Below are 18266 nucleotides of genomic sequence, written 5' to 3'. Positions count from 1 at the left end.
TGGAGGACAAGAATCTTGAACGCGTTTCCCGTCACCGAAGACCCCAGGGCCATCACCCCCGGCCTTCCCGCACCTCTCAGCCGTCATCTGGAGGTCGCCACTCTCTTCACCCAGGAATATCCGCTCGTTCTGGAGTCGGGCCGTTCGCTCTCCCATGTGCAGGTCGCCTACGAGCAGTACGGAACCCCGTCACCCCACCACGACAACACGGTGTTCGTCTGCCATGCCCTGACCGGGGACTCGCACCCGGCGCGGCACGACCCCGACGACATACCCGGGTGGTGGGACGTGATGGTCGGCCCGGGCCGCCCGGTCGACACCGATGTCTTCCATGTCGTGTGCGCCAACGTGCTGGGCGGCTGCGCGGGAACGACGGGACCGCTGTCCCCCGGGGAGACCGGCCGCCCGCTCGGACCGGACTTCCCGGAGATCACCGTCGGGGACATGGTCACCGTGCACCGGGCGCTGCTCGCGCATCTCGGCATCGGCCGCCTGCACTCGGTGGTCGGCGGCTCGCTGGGCGGCATGCAGGCGCTGGAGTGGCTGCTGCGGCACCCCGGCGACGCGGGGCGCTTCTTCCTCATCGGGACGGCGCCCCGGCTGACCACCGACGGTCTGGCGGCCCACGCGGTCGGCAGAGCGGCGATCCGCTCCGACCCGCAGTTCGACCAGGGCCGTTACGCGGACGGCCTCTTCGGGGCGGGCCCCCGGCAGGGCCTGGGTATCGCGCGAATGGTCGCCCACCTCACGTACATGTCTCCGGAATCGCTGGAGACCAAGTTCGGGCGCGCCGTCCAGATCGGCCGCGAGCCCACCGGTCCGGCGCACGGCCGCTATGCCGTCGAGCGCTATCTCGAGCACCAGGCCGGCAAGTTCGTGGCCCGTTTCGACGCCAACAGCTATCTCCATCTGACGACCGCGATGGACCGGTTCAGCGCCTTCGAGCGCCCGCACCTGCTCACACCGGGCAACGGCCCCGCGGTCCACGTGTTCAGCTTTGCCTCGGACCGGCTCTTCGGCAGCGACATCACCGGTGAACTCCTGGCGCAGTTGACGGCCACCGGCCTGACGAAGGTCACCCACTACCGGGACACCGACTCGCCCGCCGGCCATGACGCCTTCCTGCTCAACGTCCCCGGATATCTACGGGAGATGAGGGCCGTCCTCGCGCCGTCCGTCGTATGACGCCGTACGCCCCAGCAGTTCGATCCATCATCCGCAACGTCTGTAGGGACATGCCTTGATCGACAACGCGCCGACAGTAGTGAACACACAGGGCGGGGACCTGAGAGGTCTCAGCGACAGGGAGTATCTGGACCTGGGAACCTGCGTGAACCGCTACGGCCCTCCGCCCGTCGTGGAAGCAGCACTGCGCTCCATCAAGCCGGAACATCTCCTCGCGCACCCCTACGGATCCGAGGAGAGCTTCACCGAGGCCTATGCGCACTTCATGGGGACGGCGCCGGAGCAGCTGATACCCGGGCGCGGGATCACCGAGTTCATCCGCGTCCTCGCGCAGCTCCTCCCGACGGAGCAGGTCGCGGTCGTCACGCCCGACTACACCGACACCATCCGGTGGTTCCCCACGCATCTCGACCCTCCGTCGGGGACCGTGGAGACACCCCAGTCGCGCCTGGACCGCGTGGACTTCGGGATGCGCAACCATCCCTACGTCTTCCTGTCCAACCCGAACAACCCGCTGGGCTTCTATCTGCACCGGGACGACCTGGTGGAGATCTGCCGCGCCAACCCGGACTCCATCCTCATCGTCGACGAGGCGTACATCGAGTTCCTGCCCGAGTACGCCGAACTGTCGATGACGCAGACCGGTCTGTCGAACGTGGTGGTGCTGCGCTCCCCGAACAAGTTCTTCGGGATCGCCGGCACCCGTACCGGGGCTCTGTGGACGCTGAACTCCGAGATCCACCGCAAGGTGGCCGAGCGCAAGCTCAATTGGACGCTCTCCTACGTCGACGTCGCCCTCGCGACCGCCGCTCTGGCCGACACCGAGTGGGCCGACCGCACCCGGTCCGCCCTGCTGACCAACGCCCTCGGCCTGGAGGAGATCATCGGCGACCGGTTCCCCGGTCTGGTGCGCGGTGTTCCCGTCCACTACCGCTTCATCGCCACCGAAGACCCCGTCGAGGCGCACCGGTTCTTCCTCGACCACGGTGTGGCCGTACGGGCCTTCGACGGGAAGCAGCCGGGGCGCATCTCCGGCCTGCGCATCACCGCACCCACCGCCACGGAGCTGGCCAACCTCAGGGATTCGATGACGCAGTTGTCGTATGCGTGAGCGACGCCGCCACCGTCGAAGACGGTGGCGGCGTCCTGTTTCCACACGCAAGGGGCCGGGGGCATTTCTGCCCCCGGCCCCTTGTCCGACCGTGTGCTACGCGGCGGTGGGCCTGCGCTCGTCGACCAGCACGGCGAGCTCCGCGACGGTCGACGAGCCGATCAGCTCGCTCATCTCCACGCTGACCGAGGTCTCCTGGAGGATGCGGTACTGCACGCCGACCGTCTGCAGTGAGCTCGCGCCGAGCTCGCGCAGGGTCCGCGTCCCGACGTCTTCGGACTCGGGCAGCTGCAGAACCTCCCGGACCGTGGTCTGCAGCCACGACAGCGTGGTGGGGTCGGCGTCGAGACTCTTGTGCACTTCGGTGACTCCTTCGTGGGTTGGCCGGCGACCGTCCGCCCGCAGCAGGACGCACATCCGCAGCCCGGACACGCTCGATGCCAGCAGGTAGAGCCCGCCCGGACGAACGGTGCCGGCCGACTGTCGGTCGACCAGGTTGATCAGTGGATCCGCGGCGAAGCAGTGTCCGACCCTGGTGATGTTCGAGGTGTCCAGCTGGGACTGGTCGAACCCGGCCTGGACCTCCTTCATCGTCACGATCGGCAGAAAGATGTTGTTGTGCAGCAGGCCGTCGATCTCCTCGACGCCGATGCCTGCCTCGGCGAACAGTTGCCGGTTGGCCGCCTTGGCCAGATCCGCGCTGATCTCGGTGCCCCGGCCCATCGAGGCCGGGTCCTGGGCGTGCGCGTCGGCGACCCACTCGTAGGACTCCACGGCGCCGTCCACCTGCCGCGTGACCAGGCAGCTGGCCGCGCCGTCGCTGAACAGGGCGAAGTCGGCCATCCGCGCGGACTCGTCGGCCACCCGGTCCGCGGTGATCACCAGCACGGTCCGGCGGCGGCCCGCGGCAACCATCGTGGCGGCAACCTGCAGACCGGTGAGCAGGGTCGCGCACCGGTTCAGCGTGATCCCGGTGACCGGGACGGCGTTGAGCTCAAGACCGTGGAGGACCGACGCGATCAGCTCGCCGTGCCCCCCGACTTCGGCGGGAAACGCGGTGGAGCACAGCACCACCGCGTCGACCTCGCCCGGCTCGACGCCTGCCGCTTGCAAGGTCCGGCGGCCGGCTCGTACGGCGAGCGTGGCCGTGTCGAGTTCCGTACGGTGGACGGCGCCCCATCCCCACATCCGGGCATCGGGCACCATCTGCCGCTCGTCGACGAATTCGGCAAATCCCTTGATTTCGGTGTGGTCCATCGAGATCTCGCCGAGCACATACCTGGGCGCCCGCAGAACCACTCGGTTGGTTTCAGTCATTTTCATGTCACCCCAACCGTCGGCGCAGGAAATCGGCGATCAGACGCATGGCGTTCCTGGACGTCTCGAGCACGGCCGACAGCTGCAGAAAACCGTGCGGCAGGTTCTTGTACGGGTGATACTCCACCGGCACGCCCGCGCGCGAGAGTGCATTCGCGTATTCCTCGCCCTCGTCGTACAGCGGGCAGTACTCGGCGGTCATCAGCAAGGCCGCGGGAAGTCCGCCGAGGTCGTCCGCCTTGGCCGGTGACGCATAAGGCGATTCACCGTCGGCGGGGTCGGCGAGGTAGATGTCCCAGAACCATGCCGAAGAATGAGCGTTGAAGAACATCGGATCGACGTTGTCCTGCATGGACTGCGTCGTGGCGTCATTGCGCGTCGGCGGGTAGACGAGCACCTGGGCGGAGATCTCCGGCCCTGACCTGTCCCTCGCCATCAGGGCCATGACCGCGGCGAGGTTGCCGCCGGAGCTGTCGCCCGCGACGGCTATGCGGGCAGGGTCGGCACCGAGCTCGGACGCATGCTCCCCCACCCATTCCACGGCGGCGTAGCAGTCGTCGATGGCGGCCGGGAACGGGTGCTCGGGCGCCAGCCGGTAGCCCACGGACACGACCACGCAGGGAGTCAGGCTCGCCACCGCGCGGCAGATCGCCTCCGACGTGTCCAGGGAGCCGACGACCCAGCCGCCGCCGAAGAAGTACACCACCACGGGAAGCGGACCGTCGTTCTCGCTCCTGCTCTGCGGGCGGTACGCCCTGAGCGTCAGCGGACCCGTCGGACCGTCGATGTCGAAGTCGAACACCTCTTTGGGTTGTTCGACCCAGTCCCAGATCTCGGCCTCGGTTTCTTTGTCCGCCACCCGGGCCTGATCCACCGACATGGTGTAAAGCGGCGTGAATCCGGTTGCGACACGATAGTCCCGGATTCCCGCGTAGATCGGATCGAGCGGCATTCAAACTCCCCCAGTTCACAGGGCTGCATCAAGAAAAATCCGGACCGGCATCGAGGGTGGCACGGCCCTGGGCCGTGCCGGGGTAACCAGGACGCTTAGCCGCAGCGGAAAAGGTCAACGCGATGTGTCCCCGTGAATGAACTTGTCGCGGACGCGCATGACGCCGGCGCGGTCGTAGCGTCCGTTTTTGAACCGCCGGGAGGAAACGCGAGAAAAGGAGCCACGTTGTCCAGCAATGTCGTACCCACCAGCGGGCCGGTCGCGTGAGCACCACGGCGTCGGACCGGTCGAGCGTCGACAAGCCGCGCTTCCGTGACACCCTGCGCGGTCTGCCCCGCCGGGTCTGGGTCATCAGCCTCGGCAGCCTGATCCTGAACGCCGGCAGCTTCCTGCCCTCGTTCATCGTGCTCTATCTGACCGGGCGCGGTTACTCCGCCGGGGCCGCCGGGCTTGTGCTCGGCGCGTCCGGTGTGGGCAATGTGCTCGGCAACGTCATCGGTGGCCACCTCACCGACACCATCGGCCGGCGCGCGGCCATCCTGCTGTCCGTCGTGGCCACCTCCGGGCTGACGGCGCTCGTGCCGTTCCTCGGACCGCTCGCGCTCATCGTCGTCGTGGTCGGTCTCATCGGCCTCGTGTCGCAGATCCACCGGCCGGCCATGGCCGCCGTGCTGGTCGACTCGGTGGCGGCCGAGCAACGGCTCGCCGCCTTCGGAGTGCTGCGCTTCGCACAGAACATCGGCGTCGCCCTGGGCGGGGCCGTCGGCGGTGTGGTGGCCAGCATCTCCTATGTGGGGCTCTTCCTCGGAGAGTCCGCCGCGCTCCTGCTGTTCGGCCTGATCGTGACGGTGCTGCTGCGGGACGCGCCGAAGGCGCAGTCCGACGCCGACGACGAGGAAACACAGGGGGATTCGGCGGTCGGGTACCGGCAGGCGCTCGGCGACCGCACCCTGGTGCGCTTCCTGCTGATGGCCGTGTTCGCCATGTTCGTCTACATCCAGACCACCGTCGGCCTGCCCCTGCACGTCAGCGACGTGGGCATGAACGCGCGCGACTTCGGTCTCCTCATGGCGCTCAACGGTCTGCTGGTGGTGCTCTTCGAGCTGCCCCTCATCAGCGTGGTCTCCCGGTACCGGCCGCAGTACGTCCTGGCCGTCGGCAACCTGTTCACCTGTGTCGGCATCACGCTGACCGGGTTCACGACCGGCCTGGGCATGCTCGCGGTGACGGTGCTGATCTGGACGTTCGGCGAGATGGTCTACTCCTCGATCGCGCAGGCCCACCTGGCGAGTCTGACTCCGCCGGGGCTGGTCGGGCGTTACCAGGGGCTGTACGGCGCCGCATACACGATCGGTACGGGCGCCGGACCGGTCATCGGCGGCGCCGTGTACGCGATCGCCCCGTGGGCGCTGTGGACCATGGTCGCCGTCCTCGGTCTGCTCAGCGCCCAGCTCAGTCTGCGGCTCCGCCGCCCGGCCTCCGCAGTTTCCTGATGGTTCGACATGAAACAGGAGAGAACTAGTGAGTGACTTCGAAGGACTCGTGGCGATCGTCACGGGCGGTGGCCAGGGAATCGGTCTGGCCACGGCGAAACTGCTCAGCAGCAGGGGCGCCAAGGTCGCCGTGCTCGATCTCAAGACGGAGGGTCTGCCGGACGGCGTCTTCGGCGTCCAGGCCGACGTCGGCGACGACGCACAGGTCGAGGCCGCCGTGGAGGCCGTGGTCGAGCGGTTCGGCCGTCTGGACGTGGTGGTGAACAACGCCGGCATCCCCGCGGTCGGCGACGTCGCCACGAACAGCTCCGACGAGTGGCTGAACGTCCTGAACGTCAACGTGGTCGGCATGGTCAGGGTCGCCCGGTACGCCCTGCCGCACCTGCGCCGCTCGCCCGCCGCCGCGATCGTCAACACGTGCTCGATCGTGGCGTGGGCCGGACACCAGACGCGCACGCTGTACTCGGCCAGCAAGGGCGCCGTGTACTCGCTCACTCTGGCCATGGCGGCCGACCACGCCCGCGAGGGCATCCGGGTCAACTGTGTCGCGCCCGGCACGGCGGACACCCCGTGGGTGGAGACGCAGCTGCAGGGGACGGCGGACCCGGAGGCCGCCCGGGAGTCGTTGCTCAAGTTCCTCGCGCCGGGCCGTCTGGTGACGGCCGACGAGGTCGCGGGCGCGATCGCCTACCTGGCAAGCCCGTTGTCGAGCGCGTCCGTGGGCATGATGCTCGCCGTGGACGGCGGCCAGCACAGCCTGCGACTGCGGCCGCAGGACCAGCATCACCTCATCGGCCGCTGAGCGTCCGCCCACACCGAGTCGAAGCGTTCGGCCCCGGGACCGTGTTCACGGTCCCGGGGCCGAACCCGTATGACGCGGGGATCTCAACTGCTACCGCAGGCGGTGGACTTGCTCCGGTACGGCGGACGGGTCGCCCGGCCACAGCCGCAACTCCCCCAGATCCGGGCGCAGTACCACGGCCGCGACGGTCCGCTCGCGTCGGATGTCGCCGTTGTCCGGCACGAGGATCGGCGGTGTCGACAGCAGCCGGTGATGGCCCGCGGTGTCGCCCGCCTTCGGGATGCCCGCCTCGCGAACTGCCTCCAGACGCCGCCTGGACGAGTTCTTGGCGAAGATGTTGATCTCGTCCCGTTCTGCGAACGAGGCGTCCAGGAAGTGGTTCGTGTGCGCCAGCTCATCGCCTTCGAGAAGGCTTCGCTGTGCGCCCAGAGCCTCGACGCACACGGCCCGGTCCTCGCCGCAGACCATGAACGACCGCGAGCTGGCCAGCGGCAGTTCGCGCAGCGTCTCGACGGCCCGGTCGACCGTGTCGGCGGTGTCGAGGACGTGCCGGATCGCCAGGTACGGCGGCACTCCCGGCTCCCATTCACCGCCGAGAACGAGGTTGATTCCCACGGCGATTCCCGCGTCGTTGACACCGAGGTATCCGAGGAGACCGGCGAAGCTGAGCACCAGGGAGCGGTGGCGTGGTCCCGAGACCGCAAGGACGGCGATCTGGTCGTCGAGGTTCCCGTTCAGGTCGACCGTCTGCGCCAGCACCGGCTCGCCCAGGACCGAGGCGTAGGTGGTGCAGTCCCCGGCGGTGACACGGCTGTAGCCCAGCAGTTCGCGGCGCAGTTGCAGCAGCCAGGCCGCGTCGCGGTCGACTCCGGCGCCGACGGCGAGGCCGTCGATCTCGTCGGCGAGGTCCGGCAGCGCCGTGGTGATGACCTCACGGTGGGCGGCGATGTCCGGCCGCAGCGAGTCCATGTCGACCGGCCGGTCACTGAGGTGGCCGAGGCGGGCGAGCGAGTCGTCGAGAAAGCCGCGCAGCCGTCCGGCCAGCGCGCGCCCGTGGGTGAGGCCACGGGCGCGCGGCGGGCCGGACAGCTCGAGGAACGGCACGTTGTTCACGCGCACGGGTTGACTGCCTTGCCGAGCCGGCCGAGCTGGTCCTCGACCGAGGGCCATTCGGCGCGGAGCACCGAGTAGTAGATCGCGTCGCGTCGCCTGCCCTCGGGCATGGGGTTGAAGCTGCGCATGACGCCTTCCTCGTACGCGCCGATCTTGCGCAGTCCGGCACGGGCCTGAGCGTTGAGGACGTCGGTCTTGAACTCGACTCGCTCGGCGCCCAGGACGTCGAACGCGTGCTGAAGAAGCAGGTACTTGGCCCAGCGGTTGATGCCCTTCCCCTGGAAGTCGACACCGAGCCAGGACCAGCCGATCTCTAGACGCTTGTCGGCCTCGGCGAGGTTGCCGTAGCTGGAGCTTCCGGCGACCTGCCCGGTGCCCTTGTCGACGATGATGTAGACCGCGCGCCTGCCACTGTTCTGGTCAGCGAGCATGGCGTCGAAAAACTGGTCAAAATCAGCGTCGCTCTCGACACGGGAAACGAAGTACGTCCAGATCCGATCGTCGAAAGCGATCTTGCGCAGAGGTTCACGGTCATCCTCCGAGATCGGGTGGAGTTCGACGTGCTCGTTCTCGAGGAGCCCGGAAGCGCTCCGGCTCCAGTCGGTGCGGCTCAAGGAACTCATCCCTTCAGGGGGGCGTGCGGCCGGAGGGCGTCGACGACATTGCCGAGGGTGCGCATACGGGCGAGGTCGTCCTCGGTGAAGTTGTCGAGGCCGACCTCGGCCGCCTTGCACAGGGAGGTCAGGAACAGGACCTTGTTGAGCGAGGTGATCCCATAGGTCTCGACGAGGTCCTCGCCGAGGTCGAGGCCCGCCGGGTCGGGATGGTCGCGCAGCACCTGGGAGAGCTTCTCGCGGGCCAGGGTGTCGAGGTCAGTGGGCATGGATGCCTGCCTTCGGGTTGTCGATCCGGTCGCAGTAGCGGTCCGCGATGCGCTTGCGGATCGGTTTGAACTGAGACGTGAGAAGCCCGTTGTCGACGGTGAACGGCTCGTCGGCGACGATCACGCGGGAGATGCGCTCGTCGCGTTCCGACGCGGCGTTGACCGAGGCGAGAGCCTCGGCGATCGCGGCGGTGTCGACCGATCCCGAGTGGGGAGAGACGACGGCCACCAGTCCGGCCTGGCTGGGGCAGTACAGAACGCATTCGGCCACCGCGCCGGTGTCACGGAAGCGCGTCTCGACGGGCCTGACGATGATCTTCTTGGCGTTGTCGAGGACGATGACGTCGTCGGTACGTCCGAGGATGTACAGGAATCCGTCCTCGTCGAGCCGGCCGAGGTCCCCGGTGCGGACGATCCCGCCCGGCCGGAACATGCGCTCACTGTCGCCGGGAGCGGCATAGGTGTAGGCGGTGTTGACCGGGTGGTCGCCGCGGACGCAGACCACGCCTTCGTCGTCGATGATGATCTCTTTGCCGGGGAGCGCCCGGCCGACGCTGCCTTCGCGGTGGGCGCCGGGGTGGTTCTTGGTGGCGATGCAGGTCTCGTTGAGGCCGTAGCCCTCGTAGATGGCAAGCCCGGCCTCGCTGTAGAACCTCAGGGTCGCCGGGTCCGCGGGAGCCGAGCCGGTCCACAGGTAGCGGATGCGGTCACCGAAGAGTTCGGCGGCGGCCTTGGCCGGCTCGATGCCGTCGGCGAGCCGGCCTTCGAGGTGCCGCCTGGCGGTGTCGAAGAAGGCGGGGACGCCCATGACGACGGTGGGGCGGACGGTCGGCATCACGGCGAAGACGGACTGGTACGTCGTGATCGTGATGTCGTGGCCCCAGTACAGCGCCGAATACAGCCAGTAGCGCTGCTGGAGGAGCGAGAGGGGCAGGAAGGTCAGGATGTCGTCGCCCGGCCGGTGCTCGAACAGGCTCTGCACGGCGTGCAGGGAGGAGTCGATGCTGCCGACGGTGGCCTCGAGTCCCTTGGGGACTCCGGTGGACCCGGACGTGAACTTGACGGTGGTGCACTCCGTCGCGCCCCACGCCGTCGGCTCGAATGCCTCGGTGGCCTCCTCGGCATGGCCGGCCACGGCCGACATCGGCATCACCCGGGACGGGGCGTCGTCGGGCAGCCGGACGTCGGTGTAGAGGACATCGAGGCCGTAGCGCTCGACCAGTTCGGCGTCGGGGCTGAACTTGCCGGGCTCGAAACCCGCGGTCTGCGCCTTGAGCATGAGGGCGGCGAGGTCGAGCAGCACCCACTCGAGCCGGTTGGCCGAGAGGATGCCGATGCGGTCGCCCGCGCCGATGCCCCGCCGGCGCAGGGCTCCGGCGACGGCCCTGGCCCGGTCGTGGAACTCGGCCAGCGGCATGGTGGTGCGGTGGCCGAGGCCGGTGACGGTGAGGGCACCGTCGTGGGAGGGCCTCGTGGCGACGATGCGGTTGATGATCGATTCGGTCATCGCTGCTCGTCGGTGCCGAAGAAGCGGGTGCCCGAGAGGGTGCAGCGGCTGCCGGGCTCGACCAGGTCGGCCGTGTCGGGCCAGCCGGCGATCGCCGGGATGCCGAGGGCGGCGGCCAGCTTGGCCGAGAAGCGCGGCATCAGGGGAGCCGAGGCGGTGGCGAGGAGGCGGGCCGCGGCCAGTTCGAGAGCGAGGGCGGTGCGGGCCTCGGAGCTCCATCGGCCGTCCTGCGCCAGGGCGGACTGCTGACGGGAGAAGGCACGGACGTCGGTGACGATGCCGTCGAGCGCGGTCGCGGCGGCCGTCAGCGAGAACCCCTCCGGGTTGAGCGCGGCGGTGACCTCGTCGAGCCGTATCGACAGACGGGCCAGGAAGGCGGTGTGCTCGCTGGTCCAGGTGCCCGCGTCGGGGACGACGCCGTCGAAGTGACGGTCGATACGGTCGCCAAGGCCGACGAGCCACTCCTCCCACTCGCCGACGAGCGTGTCGGCACGGGCGCGGTCGAACTCGGCGCGACGGAAGTCGGTGCGCTCGGCTTCGGGGCGGGTGCGCGAGAGGTAGTAGCGGACGGCGTCGACGGTGTCGGGGGTGAGGATCTCCTTGCCCCAGATCGCGTGCCGCCGGCTGGTGGAGAACTTCTGGCCCTCGAGCAGATAGAACTCGTTGACGTGGTAGTCGATGTCGGGGTCCCACTCGGGGTGGGCCAGCCGGTAGAGCACCGGGTACAGGATCGAGTGGTAGAAGCTGTTGTCGTAGCCGAAGAAGTGCACGATCTTCCAGTCCTTGGAAGGCTCCTCCTTAGACCACTCCTCCCCCATACCTGCGCCGAGCCGTTCGATGCCGTGGAGGAAGCCGTGGCTCATCTCCGGCCAGACCCAGATGACCTGTCCGCCCAGGTCGTCCTCGGCGGGCCGCACGCCCCAGTCGGAGGGGTGGGAGACCGGCAGGTCGAGCGTCTTGCGGGCGAAGACCCGCTGGGCCAGTTCGCGCAGGCGGGCCGGGACACGGCCGAGCTTGTGGTGGTCGGCGACGGCGTCGGCGAACTCGTGCAACGGCAGCGTGTAGCGCTCGACTTCGGCGGTCTTCGGTGCGGCGCTGCTGAGGCGGGAGGCCGGATCGACGAGGTCGGCGACCAGGTTGGGCTCGCCGCACTCCTCGCAGATGTTGCCGCCCGTGCCGTGGGAGCAACTGGGGCAGGTGCCGCCGACGTTGACCTCGTAGAGGTAGTCGCCCGTCTCGGAGTCGAGCAGGGCGGGTGTGGCCCTGGGGCCGATGCGCCCGGAGTCGACGAGCCGGGTGAAGTAGCGCTGGAGGCCTTCGCGGTAGCCCTCGTCCGTGCTCGTGACGTAGTACTGGTCGACCTCGATGTCCATCGCCTCGAGCGTCGCGGCGATCTCGGCGGAGAAGTGCGCGGCGACCTCGGCGGAGGTGGAGTCCTCGCGGGCGGCGACGGCCGTGACGTAGCTCTGGAAGTCGTCGCTGCCGGTCAGGTGCCAGGCCTGGTTGCCGATGAGGCGCTGGTAGCGGACGTAGACGTCCGCGCCGAGGTAGGGGCCGGAGAGGTGGCCGAGGTGCAGGTCGCCGTTGGGCGTCGGAGGCGTGGAGAACACGAACTGGGGACGGTCGGTGTGGTTGGCGCGGGTACGCGACGTCGCCGAGGCACGGGCGCGGGCCGAGTCGCGCCAGTACTGGGTGAAGAAGACCAGGTCCGTCTCGCCGGTGTTGGTGATGATGTGCGACTCGAACGGCTCGAACAGCACCACGGTGCCGGGCCGGGCCGGGTGGCTGCGGCCGTCGACGGTCAGCTCGCCCGTACCGGCGACGATGACGAAGAACTCGGTCTCGTCGTGCCGGTCGGTGCGCGAGGAGGCACCGGGGGCGACACGGCCCCAGCCGGCACCGACACCGAGACCCTCGACCGAGGACATCTCGATGCCGAAGGCTTCGGACAGTTCGGATTCGCTGTACTGGTTGAGGATCATGACTGCCTCTGTAGTGGCTGGGAGATGGTTCCGGTCGGGGTGAGATCCAGGGCGGCGACGGTCTCGGCGGCGATGGCGGGAGCCAGGCGGTAGCCGGAGCCGTTCGCGGCTCCGGCGAAGACCAGGCCGGGCCGCAGCTCGGCGACGACGGGTTCGCGGCGGGGGCTGTACGCGTCGCAGAAGACCCGGCCCGAGGTGCACCGGGCCACCAGGCCGGGCGCGAAGCGGCCCAGGACGGCCCGGGCGTCGTCGAGGTCGGACGCCTCCAGGACGAGGTCCACGTCGTCGGGGGCGACGTCCCAGCGGTCGCAGGTGTAGCTGAACAGGTAGTGGCCGCGCTCGTGGAGCGGCAGCAGAAAGGCGTCCTCGTCGTGGAAGATCGTGAGCGGGTCGTCGGGCGCGGGAGACGATTCGATGTGGGTGGCGACGACCTTCTTGACGCGCAGACCGAGCGGGGCGACCAGATCGGCCCAGGCGGGGTGCGCGAGCCACGGGCCGGGGGCCAGGACGACCCGGCGTGCGAGCAACTCGCGCCCCTGGCCGAGGGTGAGGCGGTGGTACTCGCCGTCGTACGAGAGCTCCGTGACCTCGGTTGCCTCCAGAACACTCACGCGGTCGCGCAGACTGGCCAGAACGCGCCCGGTGACTCCCTGGACGTCGGCGTACTGGCACCCGTCCAGCTCCCATGCCCGGGAGCCCGGCGGGGCCGCCCAGCCGCGGGCCGGGTCGGCCGGGGCGGTCTCGGCACCGAGTCGCAGGTACGTGGCGGAGACCGCGTCGGCGTCGCCGGCGACTACCGTCGCGTCCAACTCACGTATCGGCAGGTCGAGTTCGGCGGCCAGGTGCTTCCAGACCCGCTCGGAGTGCTCGGACATGGACCGGACGCGCCCGGTCGCACCGCGCGGGAAGTGGACACCGGCCGAGCGGCTGGAGGCGCCCTGGCCGATCAGGCCGCGTTCCAGGACGGCGACGGTCGCGTCGGGGAACGCCGCGACCGCTTCCCGGGCGACGAGCGCGCCGATGACTCCGCCGCCGACGACGGCGAGGTCTACGCGGTCCACTGCGTGCCCCGTCCGTTCTTGGCCGACCAGTCGATGAACGACATCGCCAGTTCCGGAGCGCTGCAGCCGCGCAGACGGTTGGCGATGCGCTGGGCCCGCCAGGCGTTCAGGCTCAGGTTCACGTCGGGCAGGCCGCGCTGGCCGCGCACCGCGTTCTGCACGAAGATCTTCCGGTCCGGCGGGCCGTCCCAGGAGATCGCGAAGTCCTCGTCGACTCGGAACTCGCCGTTCGCGGTCTCGATACGGTCCATCAGTGGCTCGAGGAAGTGCTTGGGTGCGGAGCGGAAGCCGGTCGCCCACACCACCGCGTCGACCGGCAGGCACTGGTCCTGGCCCGACTCGTCGTTGTGGCGCAGCGTCACCTCGAAGGTTCCGCCCGCCGTGCGATCGACGGATACGACGGACCGGTTGGGCAGCAGCCCGAAGCGGTGCTCGTCGCGCTCGATGAACTGGAGCCGGTACAGCTGCTGGTAGATCGCCCGCAGGGTCGACTCGGAGATCCCGTCCGAGCTCAGCAGGTGGGCCGAGTTGAGCTCGGCGCGCTTGGTCTCGGACAGCCGGTAGAAGTACTCGGAGTACTCCGGCATGTAGAAGTCGTTGGTGAACGTCGAGTCGTCGATCGGGAAGTAGTTGCGGCGCCGGGAGATCCAGGAGACCCAGGCCGGGCGCTCGGACTCGGGCCGCGAGATCAGGTCGAGGAACGCCTCGGCGCCGGACTGGCCGCCGCCGACCACGGCGACCCGCTTGCCCGCCAGGTTCTGCGCGTGCCGCAGGTACTGGCTGACGTGGAAGTGGCCGGAGCCCAGGTGCGGTTCGGCGAACTCGGGCACCCACGGCACGGTGCCGACGCCCACGGCGATGTTGTCGGCGGTGACCTGCCGGCGATCGGTGGTGACGCGGAAGACGCCGTCGAAGTCGACCCGTTCGACGGTCTCGGAGAAGGCCACGTTCTCGTTGGTCTCGGCCGCCCAGGCCAGGTAGTTGCGGAACTCGGGGCGCGGGACCTCGGCGAACTGGGCGTTGAGGAAGTGGTACATCCGGCCGTGCTCATGCAGATAGGACATGAACGAGAACCGGTTGGTCGGGTCGGACAGGCTCACCAGGTCCTTGAAGATCGACACCTGGAGGGTCGCACCGGTGATCATCTGGTCGTCGTGCCAGGTGAAGTTCGGCTTGCGGTCGAAGAAGAGGTTCGGCTGCTCCGCATCGCCGTGCAGCAGTGCGGCCAGACTCAGGTTGGCTGGTCCTGCGCCGATACCGACGAGCCGGAGGTGACTGGTCTGCTCGGCGGCACCGGACGCCGTCATTGGCTTCGGTACAGGTCCCACGTCAAGTCCTTCCTGTGGAGGATCAGTGCTGTCGTTCCTGGTCGGTGGTCTGGAGAGTGCAGGTCAGGCCGGACCGGGCGAGCCCCTCGAGCCACTTGCCCGCCTCCCGGATGTCGGCGGCGGCCCGGTGCAGGCCGGGCGGCAGGGCCCCGGCGAGGACGCGTTCGATGCCGAGGGCGGCGGTGACCGAGACGCACCGGGCCATCGCGGTGTCGGTGTCGTCGCCGGTCACGTCGAGCCGGTAGCGGCCGGCCCAGTGCCGGCCGTCGCCCTCGGCCTCCAGGCCGACGGTGAGGACGACCCGGTCACGGTCGGTGTCGGTGGTCGGATAGCGCTCGGCCAGTTCGTCGGCGAGGGCGGCGAGGCGGTCGCGATCGCCGGCGGCGACGGTGTCGAAAACGCTCTTCCACGCCGCCCTCCACCCCTGTGGACGCAGCGTGCCGCGGACGAAGGCGTCGGTGCTCCAGCCCTCGGGGAAGCCGTACTGCTCGATGAAGCCGACGCTGTCCCGGTTGGGGTAGACCTCGAAGACCTCACCGTCGAGCGCGAGTTCCTCGGTGTCCTCCCAGGGCCGCTGGACCTCGCACACCTGGCCGTCGCGTACGTACCGGGCCGGGGCGGTCAGGGCGGTCAGCACGCCCAGCGGGGCCCAGCTGAACCGGTAGCGGAACTCGTTCGGTTCGGCGGGGATGCCCCCGCAGTAGGAGGTCAGCGAGACGCGGTCGGCGCGGTCACCGACGACTTCGCGGGCGCGGGCGACGAGCAGGTGGGTCATGAGGTGGTCGATGCCGGGGTCGAGTCCGGCTTCGGTGAGGACCACCAGGCCCCTCGCCCACGCCTCCTTCGCCAGTTCCTCGATCTCGGGCGTGGTGTAGCTGGTGCAGGCGAAGTGGGCTCCCGCGTCGATTGCGGTGCGCAGCAGGCCGGGGTGGTGGCCGGCCGGGAGCATCGAGACGAGGACGTCGCCGGGACGCAGCGTGGCTGCGAGGTCGTCGCGGTCAAGGCCGCGGGTCCGCACCGGAGTTCGCGGGGCGAGCGCCGCGAGGCGGGCGTCGGCGCGTTCACGGGTACGGCCCCACAGGACGACCTCGGCTGCTTCGCCGAGGAGCTCGAGTCCGCTGCGGCCGGTCGACAGACCGGTGCCGACCCAGTGGACGGTCCCGGTGGGCCGGATGGGGAGGTCAGACATCTTGGAGACCCGTCTCGCTCAGGGCGGTGCGGAAGGCTCGGCGGCTGCGTTCCCAGCAGTCGCCGTCGGGCAACTGCTGCAGATGCGGGGCCAGTTGGGCGGAGAAGTCGTCGCTGGCCTCGCGCGGCAGCAGGGAGGGGAGGTTGTCGATGGCGATGACCTCGAGCCCGTCGGCGACGGCACGGACCGGCTCGTCCCAGCTGGTGAGGCGGTCGTACACCGGCAGCAGATGGGTGGGGCCGCCGACGTCGCAGGTCACGTCGACGACGAGCGAGAGGCGGCGGTCGGCTCGCAGCTGCTCGGGGGCGAGGAAGGGCTCGCCGGGTTCGGTGAGCTGGACCGCGTTGATGAGGATGTCGTGGTCGAGAATCGCCTCGCGGTCGAGGTCGGCGGTCTCGGCCAGATCCCACAGGGTCGCCTCGACGCCGGTGCGTTCGAGAGCGGCGCGGGCACCCTGGCCGCAGCGTCCGCGCGCCCCGATGACGAGCACCCGCGGCGGCCGCGCGAGCGGGCCGAGAAACGTGTCGAGCACGTCCTTGGTGGTCGGCCGCAGTGGACGGTCGAGGTGCCCGGTCCAGTGCCGGACCGCCAGCGCGGCGCCGACGTAGCCGGCCCAGTGGCCGAAGGCGGCGAGGCGTCGCCCGTGGGCGTCGGTGAGGTACTCCAGATCGAGGATCTCGCCGCCTCCGGTCACGAAGCGGCCCAGGAGCTCCCGGGCGCCCTGCTGGCCTTTGTAGGCGTGCGCGAAGTACAGATGGCGGCCGTCGACGGAGGCGGTGTCCGCCGGGAGGGCCTTGAGCCCGAGGACACAGGCGCCGGCGGGTGCTTCGGTCCAGGAGCGGGCGGGAACGGACCGGGCGCCGGCGTCGAGGTAGTCGGCGATCGGGTAGCAGCGTACGGACGAGTGCTCGACGGTCACCTGCGCGCCCTGCTTGACGAGTGTGGCGGTGTCGGCAGGGGTCAGTGGGGTGCGTTGCTCGCCGGGGTGGGTCTCGGCGCGCAGCCACAGGTGTGGTGGCGTCATGGGTGTCTTCCCTTGTCGAGCACGGGGACAGGGGTGTTCGTGGCGGGCGGTGGCCGCCCCGTCGGGGCTGTGCTTCACAGGGCGTCGGCGATCGTCATCTCGATCACTTCGGACGATCCCTCGTAGATGCGCAGGGAACGGATCTGGCGGTAGAGCCGCTCCATCGCGCTGCCGGCGACGAGCCCGGCGGCCCCGAAGATCTGGACGGCGCTGTCGACGATCTCGCCGGCGGCCTCGGTGGCGTAGAGCTTGGCGGTCGAGGAGTGCTTGGCGTGGTCGCGGCCGAGGTCCATCGCCCAGGCGGCGCGGGCGGTCAGCAAAGAGGCGGCCGAGAGTTTGACGTCCATGCCCGCGAGCGAGGACCTGACGAGCTGGAGGTCCGAGAGCCGCCCTCCGTACGCCTTGCGGGTACGGGCATGGTCACGTGCGAGCCGGAAGGCGCGCCTGGCGAAGCCGAGCGCGGCGGCGGCCACGGTCGTACGCGCCCGTTCGAGCACGTCGAGCGCGACCACGAGGCCCTGGCCGCGCTCGCCGAGCACGGCCTCCGGGCCCACCCGCACGTCCGTGAAGGTCAGTTCGGCCCACGAGCGGGGCGCGATCGCGCCGATGGGCTCGGCCTTGAAGCCGGGGTCGTCGCAGTCGACGAGGAAGGTGGTCAGGCCCAGCGGGCCGGGACCGTCTCCGGTGCGGGCCAGGACGACACACACGTCGGCGATGTCGCCCTGCGCGATCCAGGTCTTGGTGCCGTTGAGGACGAACCCGTCCCCGTCGGGGGTCGCCTCGAGCACCGCGGCGGCGAGGTCGGAGCCCGCGCCGGGCTCCGAGACGGCCAGCGCCCCCGCGCCGCTCCCGTCGGCCAGGCCCGGCAGGTAACGGCGACGCTGCCGGTCGGTGCCGTGGCGGGTGATCGCGGCGGCGGTGAGCTCCTGGATCGAGTACGTGAAATCGGCCAAGTCCTCGTAGTACGCCAGGGCCTGGCGCCTGAGGCACAGGGACCTGACGTCGGAGCCGGGCCGGTCCGGGTCGAGGTGGCGCAGCCAGCCCGACCGGCCGAGGTCGGCGAGCACGGCCCGGCCGGCGGCGGCCGGATCGGTGGTGTCCAGGCTCGCCCATTCCTCGGCCCGGTCCGCGCACCATTGCCCGATCTCGTCGGCGAGAGCGCGGTGAGCGTCGTCGAAAAGCGGCAGGGTGAGGACGTCGGGATCGAACACTTCGGAGGGACTCATCGTGATCCTCACTCGGATGGTCAATTCGTGAAAGGCCGTCTGCCGCGTTGAAAGGACGCTACGGCCACCCCGTCATCAGGTGCGTCCGCGGCA

General features: G+C 69.7%; 16 protein-coding genes. 4 read left to right on the top strand and 12 right to left on the bottom strand.

All coding sequences use genetic code 11. The features are described from left to right. Positions 1-15: 15 nt before the first annotated feature. Both ABZ880_RS25655 and ABZ880_RS25650 read left to right on the top strand, forming a co-directional pair. Complete coding sequence (locus ABZ880_RS25655; protein ID WP_361266984.1) at positions 16-1185, top strand: homoserine O-acetyltransferase; 1170 nt, start codon at positions 16-18, stop codon at positions 1183-1185. A 79-nt stretch (positions 1186-1264) separates the two neighbouring features. Next, entirely contained in the window at positions 1265-2296 is a 1032-nt protein-coding gene (locus ABZ880_RS25650) for an aminotransferase class I/II-fold pyridoxal phosphate-dependent enzyme (RefSeq protein WP_361267124.1), read from the top strand. A gap of 96 nt (positions 2297-2392) precedes the next feature. Here the strand turns inward: ABZ880_RS25650 and ABZ880_RS25645 are convergent, their stop codons facing one another. Both ABZ880_RS25645 and ABZ880_RS25640 read right to left on the bottom strand, forming a co-directional pair. Further along, complete coding sequence (locus tag ABZ880_RS25645) at positions 2393-3613, bottom strand: phosphopantetheine-binding protein (protein WP_361266982.1); 1221 nt, start codon at positions 3611-3613, stop codon at positions 2393-2395. Positions 3614-3620: 7 nt separating this feature from the next. Then, on the bottom strand, positions 3621-4565 hold the full coding sequence (locus tag ABZ880_RS25640; RefSeq protein WP_361266980.1) for an alpha/beta hydrolase: 945 nt from the start codon (positions 4563-4565) through the stop codon (positions 3621-3623). Between the two features lie 263 nt (positions 4566-4828). Between ABZ880_RS25640 and ABZ880_RS25635 the strand changes: the two genes are divergently transcribed. Further along, the gene (locus tag ABZ880_RS25635) at positions 4829-6058 is read left to right on the top strand and encodes an MFS transporter (RefSeq protein WP_361266978.1); all 1230 of its coding nucleotides are present in this window, start codon (positions 4829-4831) and stop codon (positions 6056-6058) included. A 28-nt stretch (positions 6059-6086) separates the two neighbouring features. Further along, positions 6087-6860 (top strand): SDR family oxidoreductase, encoded by a 774-nt coding sequence (locus ABZ880_RS25630; protein WP_361266977.1) that lies wholly within the window; start codon positions 6087-6089, stop codon positions 6858-6860. Between the two features lie 90 nt (positions 6861-6950). On the opposite strand, the gene ABZ880_RS25625 is transcribed toward ABZ880_RS25630, so the two are convergent. The 10 genes from ABZ880_RS25625 to ABZ880_RS25580 form a co-directional block, all read right to left on the bottom strand. Further along, the gene (locus ABZ880_RS25625) at positions 6951-7979 is read right to left on the bottom strand and encodes a C45 family peptidase (RefSeq protein WP_361266975.1); all 1029 of its coding nucleotides are present in this window, start codon (positions 7977-7979) and stop codon (positions 6951-6953) included. Beyond that, the gene (locus ABZ880_RS25620; protein WP_361266973.1) at positions 7970-8596 is read right to left on the bottom strand and encodes a GNAT family protein; all 627 of its coding nucleotides are present in this window, start codon (positions 8594-8596) and stop codon (positions 7970-7972) included. Before ABZ880_RS25620 ends, ABZ880_RS25625 begins: the two co-directional genes overlap by 10 nt. Further along, entirely contained in the window at positions 8593-8856 is a 264-nt protein-coding gene (locus ABZ880_RS25615; RefSeq protein ID WP_361266971.1) for an acyl carrier protein, read from the bottom strand. The genes ABZ880_RS25620 and ABZ880_RS25615 overlap by 4 nt, the downstream gene beginning before the upstream one ends. Then, positions 8846-10363: an AMP-binding protein gene (locus ABZ880_RS25610; protein ID WP_361266969.1), complete on the bottom strand. Its 1518-nt coding sequence runs from the start codon at positions 10361-10363 to the stop codon at positions 8846-8848. Before ABZ880_RS25610 ends, ABZ880_RS25615 begins: the two co-directional genes overlap by 11 nt. Beyond that, positions 10360-12345 carry a class I tRNA ligase family protein gene (locus tag ABZ880_RS25605; RefSeq protein WP_361266967.1) on the bottom strand — a complete coding sequence of 662 codons (1986 nt, stop codon included), beginning with the start codon at positions 12343-12345 and terminating at the stop codon, positions 10360-10362. Before ABZ880_RS25605 ends, ABZ880_RS25610 begins: the two co-directional genes overlap by 4 nt. Next, positions 12342-13406: an FAD-dependent oxidoreductase gene (locus ABZ880_RS25600; RefSeq protein WP_361266965.1), complete on the bottom strand. Its 1065-nt coding sequence runs from the start codon at positions 13404-13406 to the stop codon at positions 12342-12344. Before ABZ880_RS25600 ends, ABZ880_RS25605 begins: the two co-directional genes overlap by 4 nt. Next, positions 13394-14713, bottom strand: coding sequence for a SidA/IucD/PvdA family monooxygenase (locus ABZ880_RS25595; protein WP_361267122.1), 1320 nt, complete (start codon positions 14711-14713; stop codon positions 13394-13396). The genes ABZ880_RS25600 and ABZ880_RS25595 overlap by 13 nt, the downstream gene beginning before the upstream one ends. A gap of 43 nt (positions 14714-14756) precedes the next feature. After that, complete coding sequence (locus ABZ880_RS25590; RefSeq protein ID WP_361266963.1) at positions 14757-15923, bottom strand: saccharopine dehydrogenase family protein; 1167 nt, start codon at positions 15921-15923, stop codon at positions 14757-14759. Continuing rightward, positions 15916-16947: a saccharopine dehydrogenase gene (locus ABZ880_RS25585; RefSeq protein ID WP_361266961.1), complete on the bottom strand. Its 1032-nt coding sequence runs from the start codon at positions 16945-16947 to the stop codon at positions 15916-15918. Before ABZ880_RS25585 ends, ABZ880_RS25590 begins: the two co-directional genes overlap by 8 nt. A gap of 74 nt (positions 16948-17021) precedes the next feature. Further along, a complete protein-coding gene (locus ABZ880_RS25580; protein WP_361266959.1) occupies positions 17022-18173 on the bottom strand; it encodes an acyl-CoA dehydrogenase family protein in 1152 nt (383 codons plus the stop codon). Positions 18174-18266: the final 93 nt, after the last annotated feature.

Source organism: Streptomyces sp. NPDC047043, from assembly GCF_040644055.1.
GTDB lineage: Bacteria > Actinomycetota > Actinomycetes > Streptomycetales > Streptomycetaceae > Streptomyces.
Note: the sequence above shows the minus strand (reverse complement) of the source record. Positions and strands in the feature narration are given on the sequence as shown.

What these genes read in the sequence shown, in the direction of transcription:
- ABZ880_RS25645 (WP_361266982.1), bottom strand. Translation starts at nt 3,613, where the DNA reads ATGACTGAAACCAACCGAGTGGTTCTGCGGGCGCCCAGGTATGTGCTC.
- ABZ880_RS25640 (WP_361266980.1), bottom strand. Translation starts at nt 4,565, where the DNA reads ATGCCGCTCGATCCGATCTACGCGGGAATCCGGGACTATCGTGTCGCA.
- ABZ880_RS25620 (WP_361266973.1), bottom strand. Translation starts at nt 8,596, where the DNA reads ATGAGTTCCTTGAGCCGCACCGACTGGAGCCGGAGCGCTTCCGGGCTC.
- ABZ880_RS25615 (WP_361266971.1), bottom strand. Translation starts at nt 8,856, where the DNA reads ATGCCCACTGACCTCGACACCCTGGCCCGCGAGAAGCTCTCCCAGGTG.
- ABZ880_RS25610 (WP_361266969.1), bottom strand. Translation starts at nt 10,363, where the DNA reads ATGACCGAATCGATCATCAACCGCATCGTCGCCACGAGGCCCTCCCAC.
- ABZ880_RS25605 (WP_361266967.1), bottom strand. Translation starts at nt 12,345, where the DNA reads ATGATCCTCAACCAGTACAGCGAATCCGAACTGTCCGAAGCCTTCGGC.
- ABZ880_RS25595 (WP_361267122.1), bottom strand. Translation starts at nt 14,713, where the DNA reads ATGACGGCGTCCGGTGCCGCCGAGCAGACCAGTCACCTCCGGCTCGTC.
- ABZ880_RS25590 (WP_361266963.1), bottom strand. Translation starts at nt 15,923, where the DNA reads ATGTCTGACCTCCCCATCCGGCCCACCGGGACCGTCCACTGGGTCGGC.
- ABZ880_RS25585 (WP_361266961.1), bottom strand. Translation starts at nt 16,947, where the DNA reads ATGACGCCACCACACCTGTGGCTGCGCGCCGAGACCCACCCCGGCGAG.
- ABZ880_RS25580 (WP_361266959.1), bottom strand. Translation starts at nt 18,173, where the DNA reads ATGAGTCCCTCCGAAGTGTTCGATCCCGACGTCCTCACCCTGCCGCTT.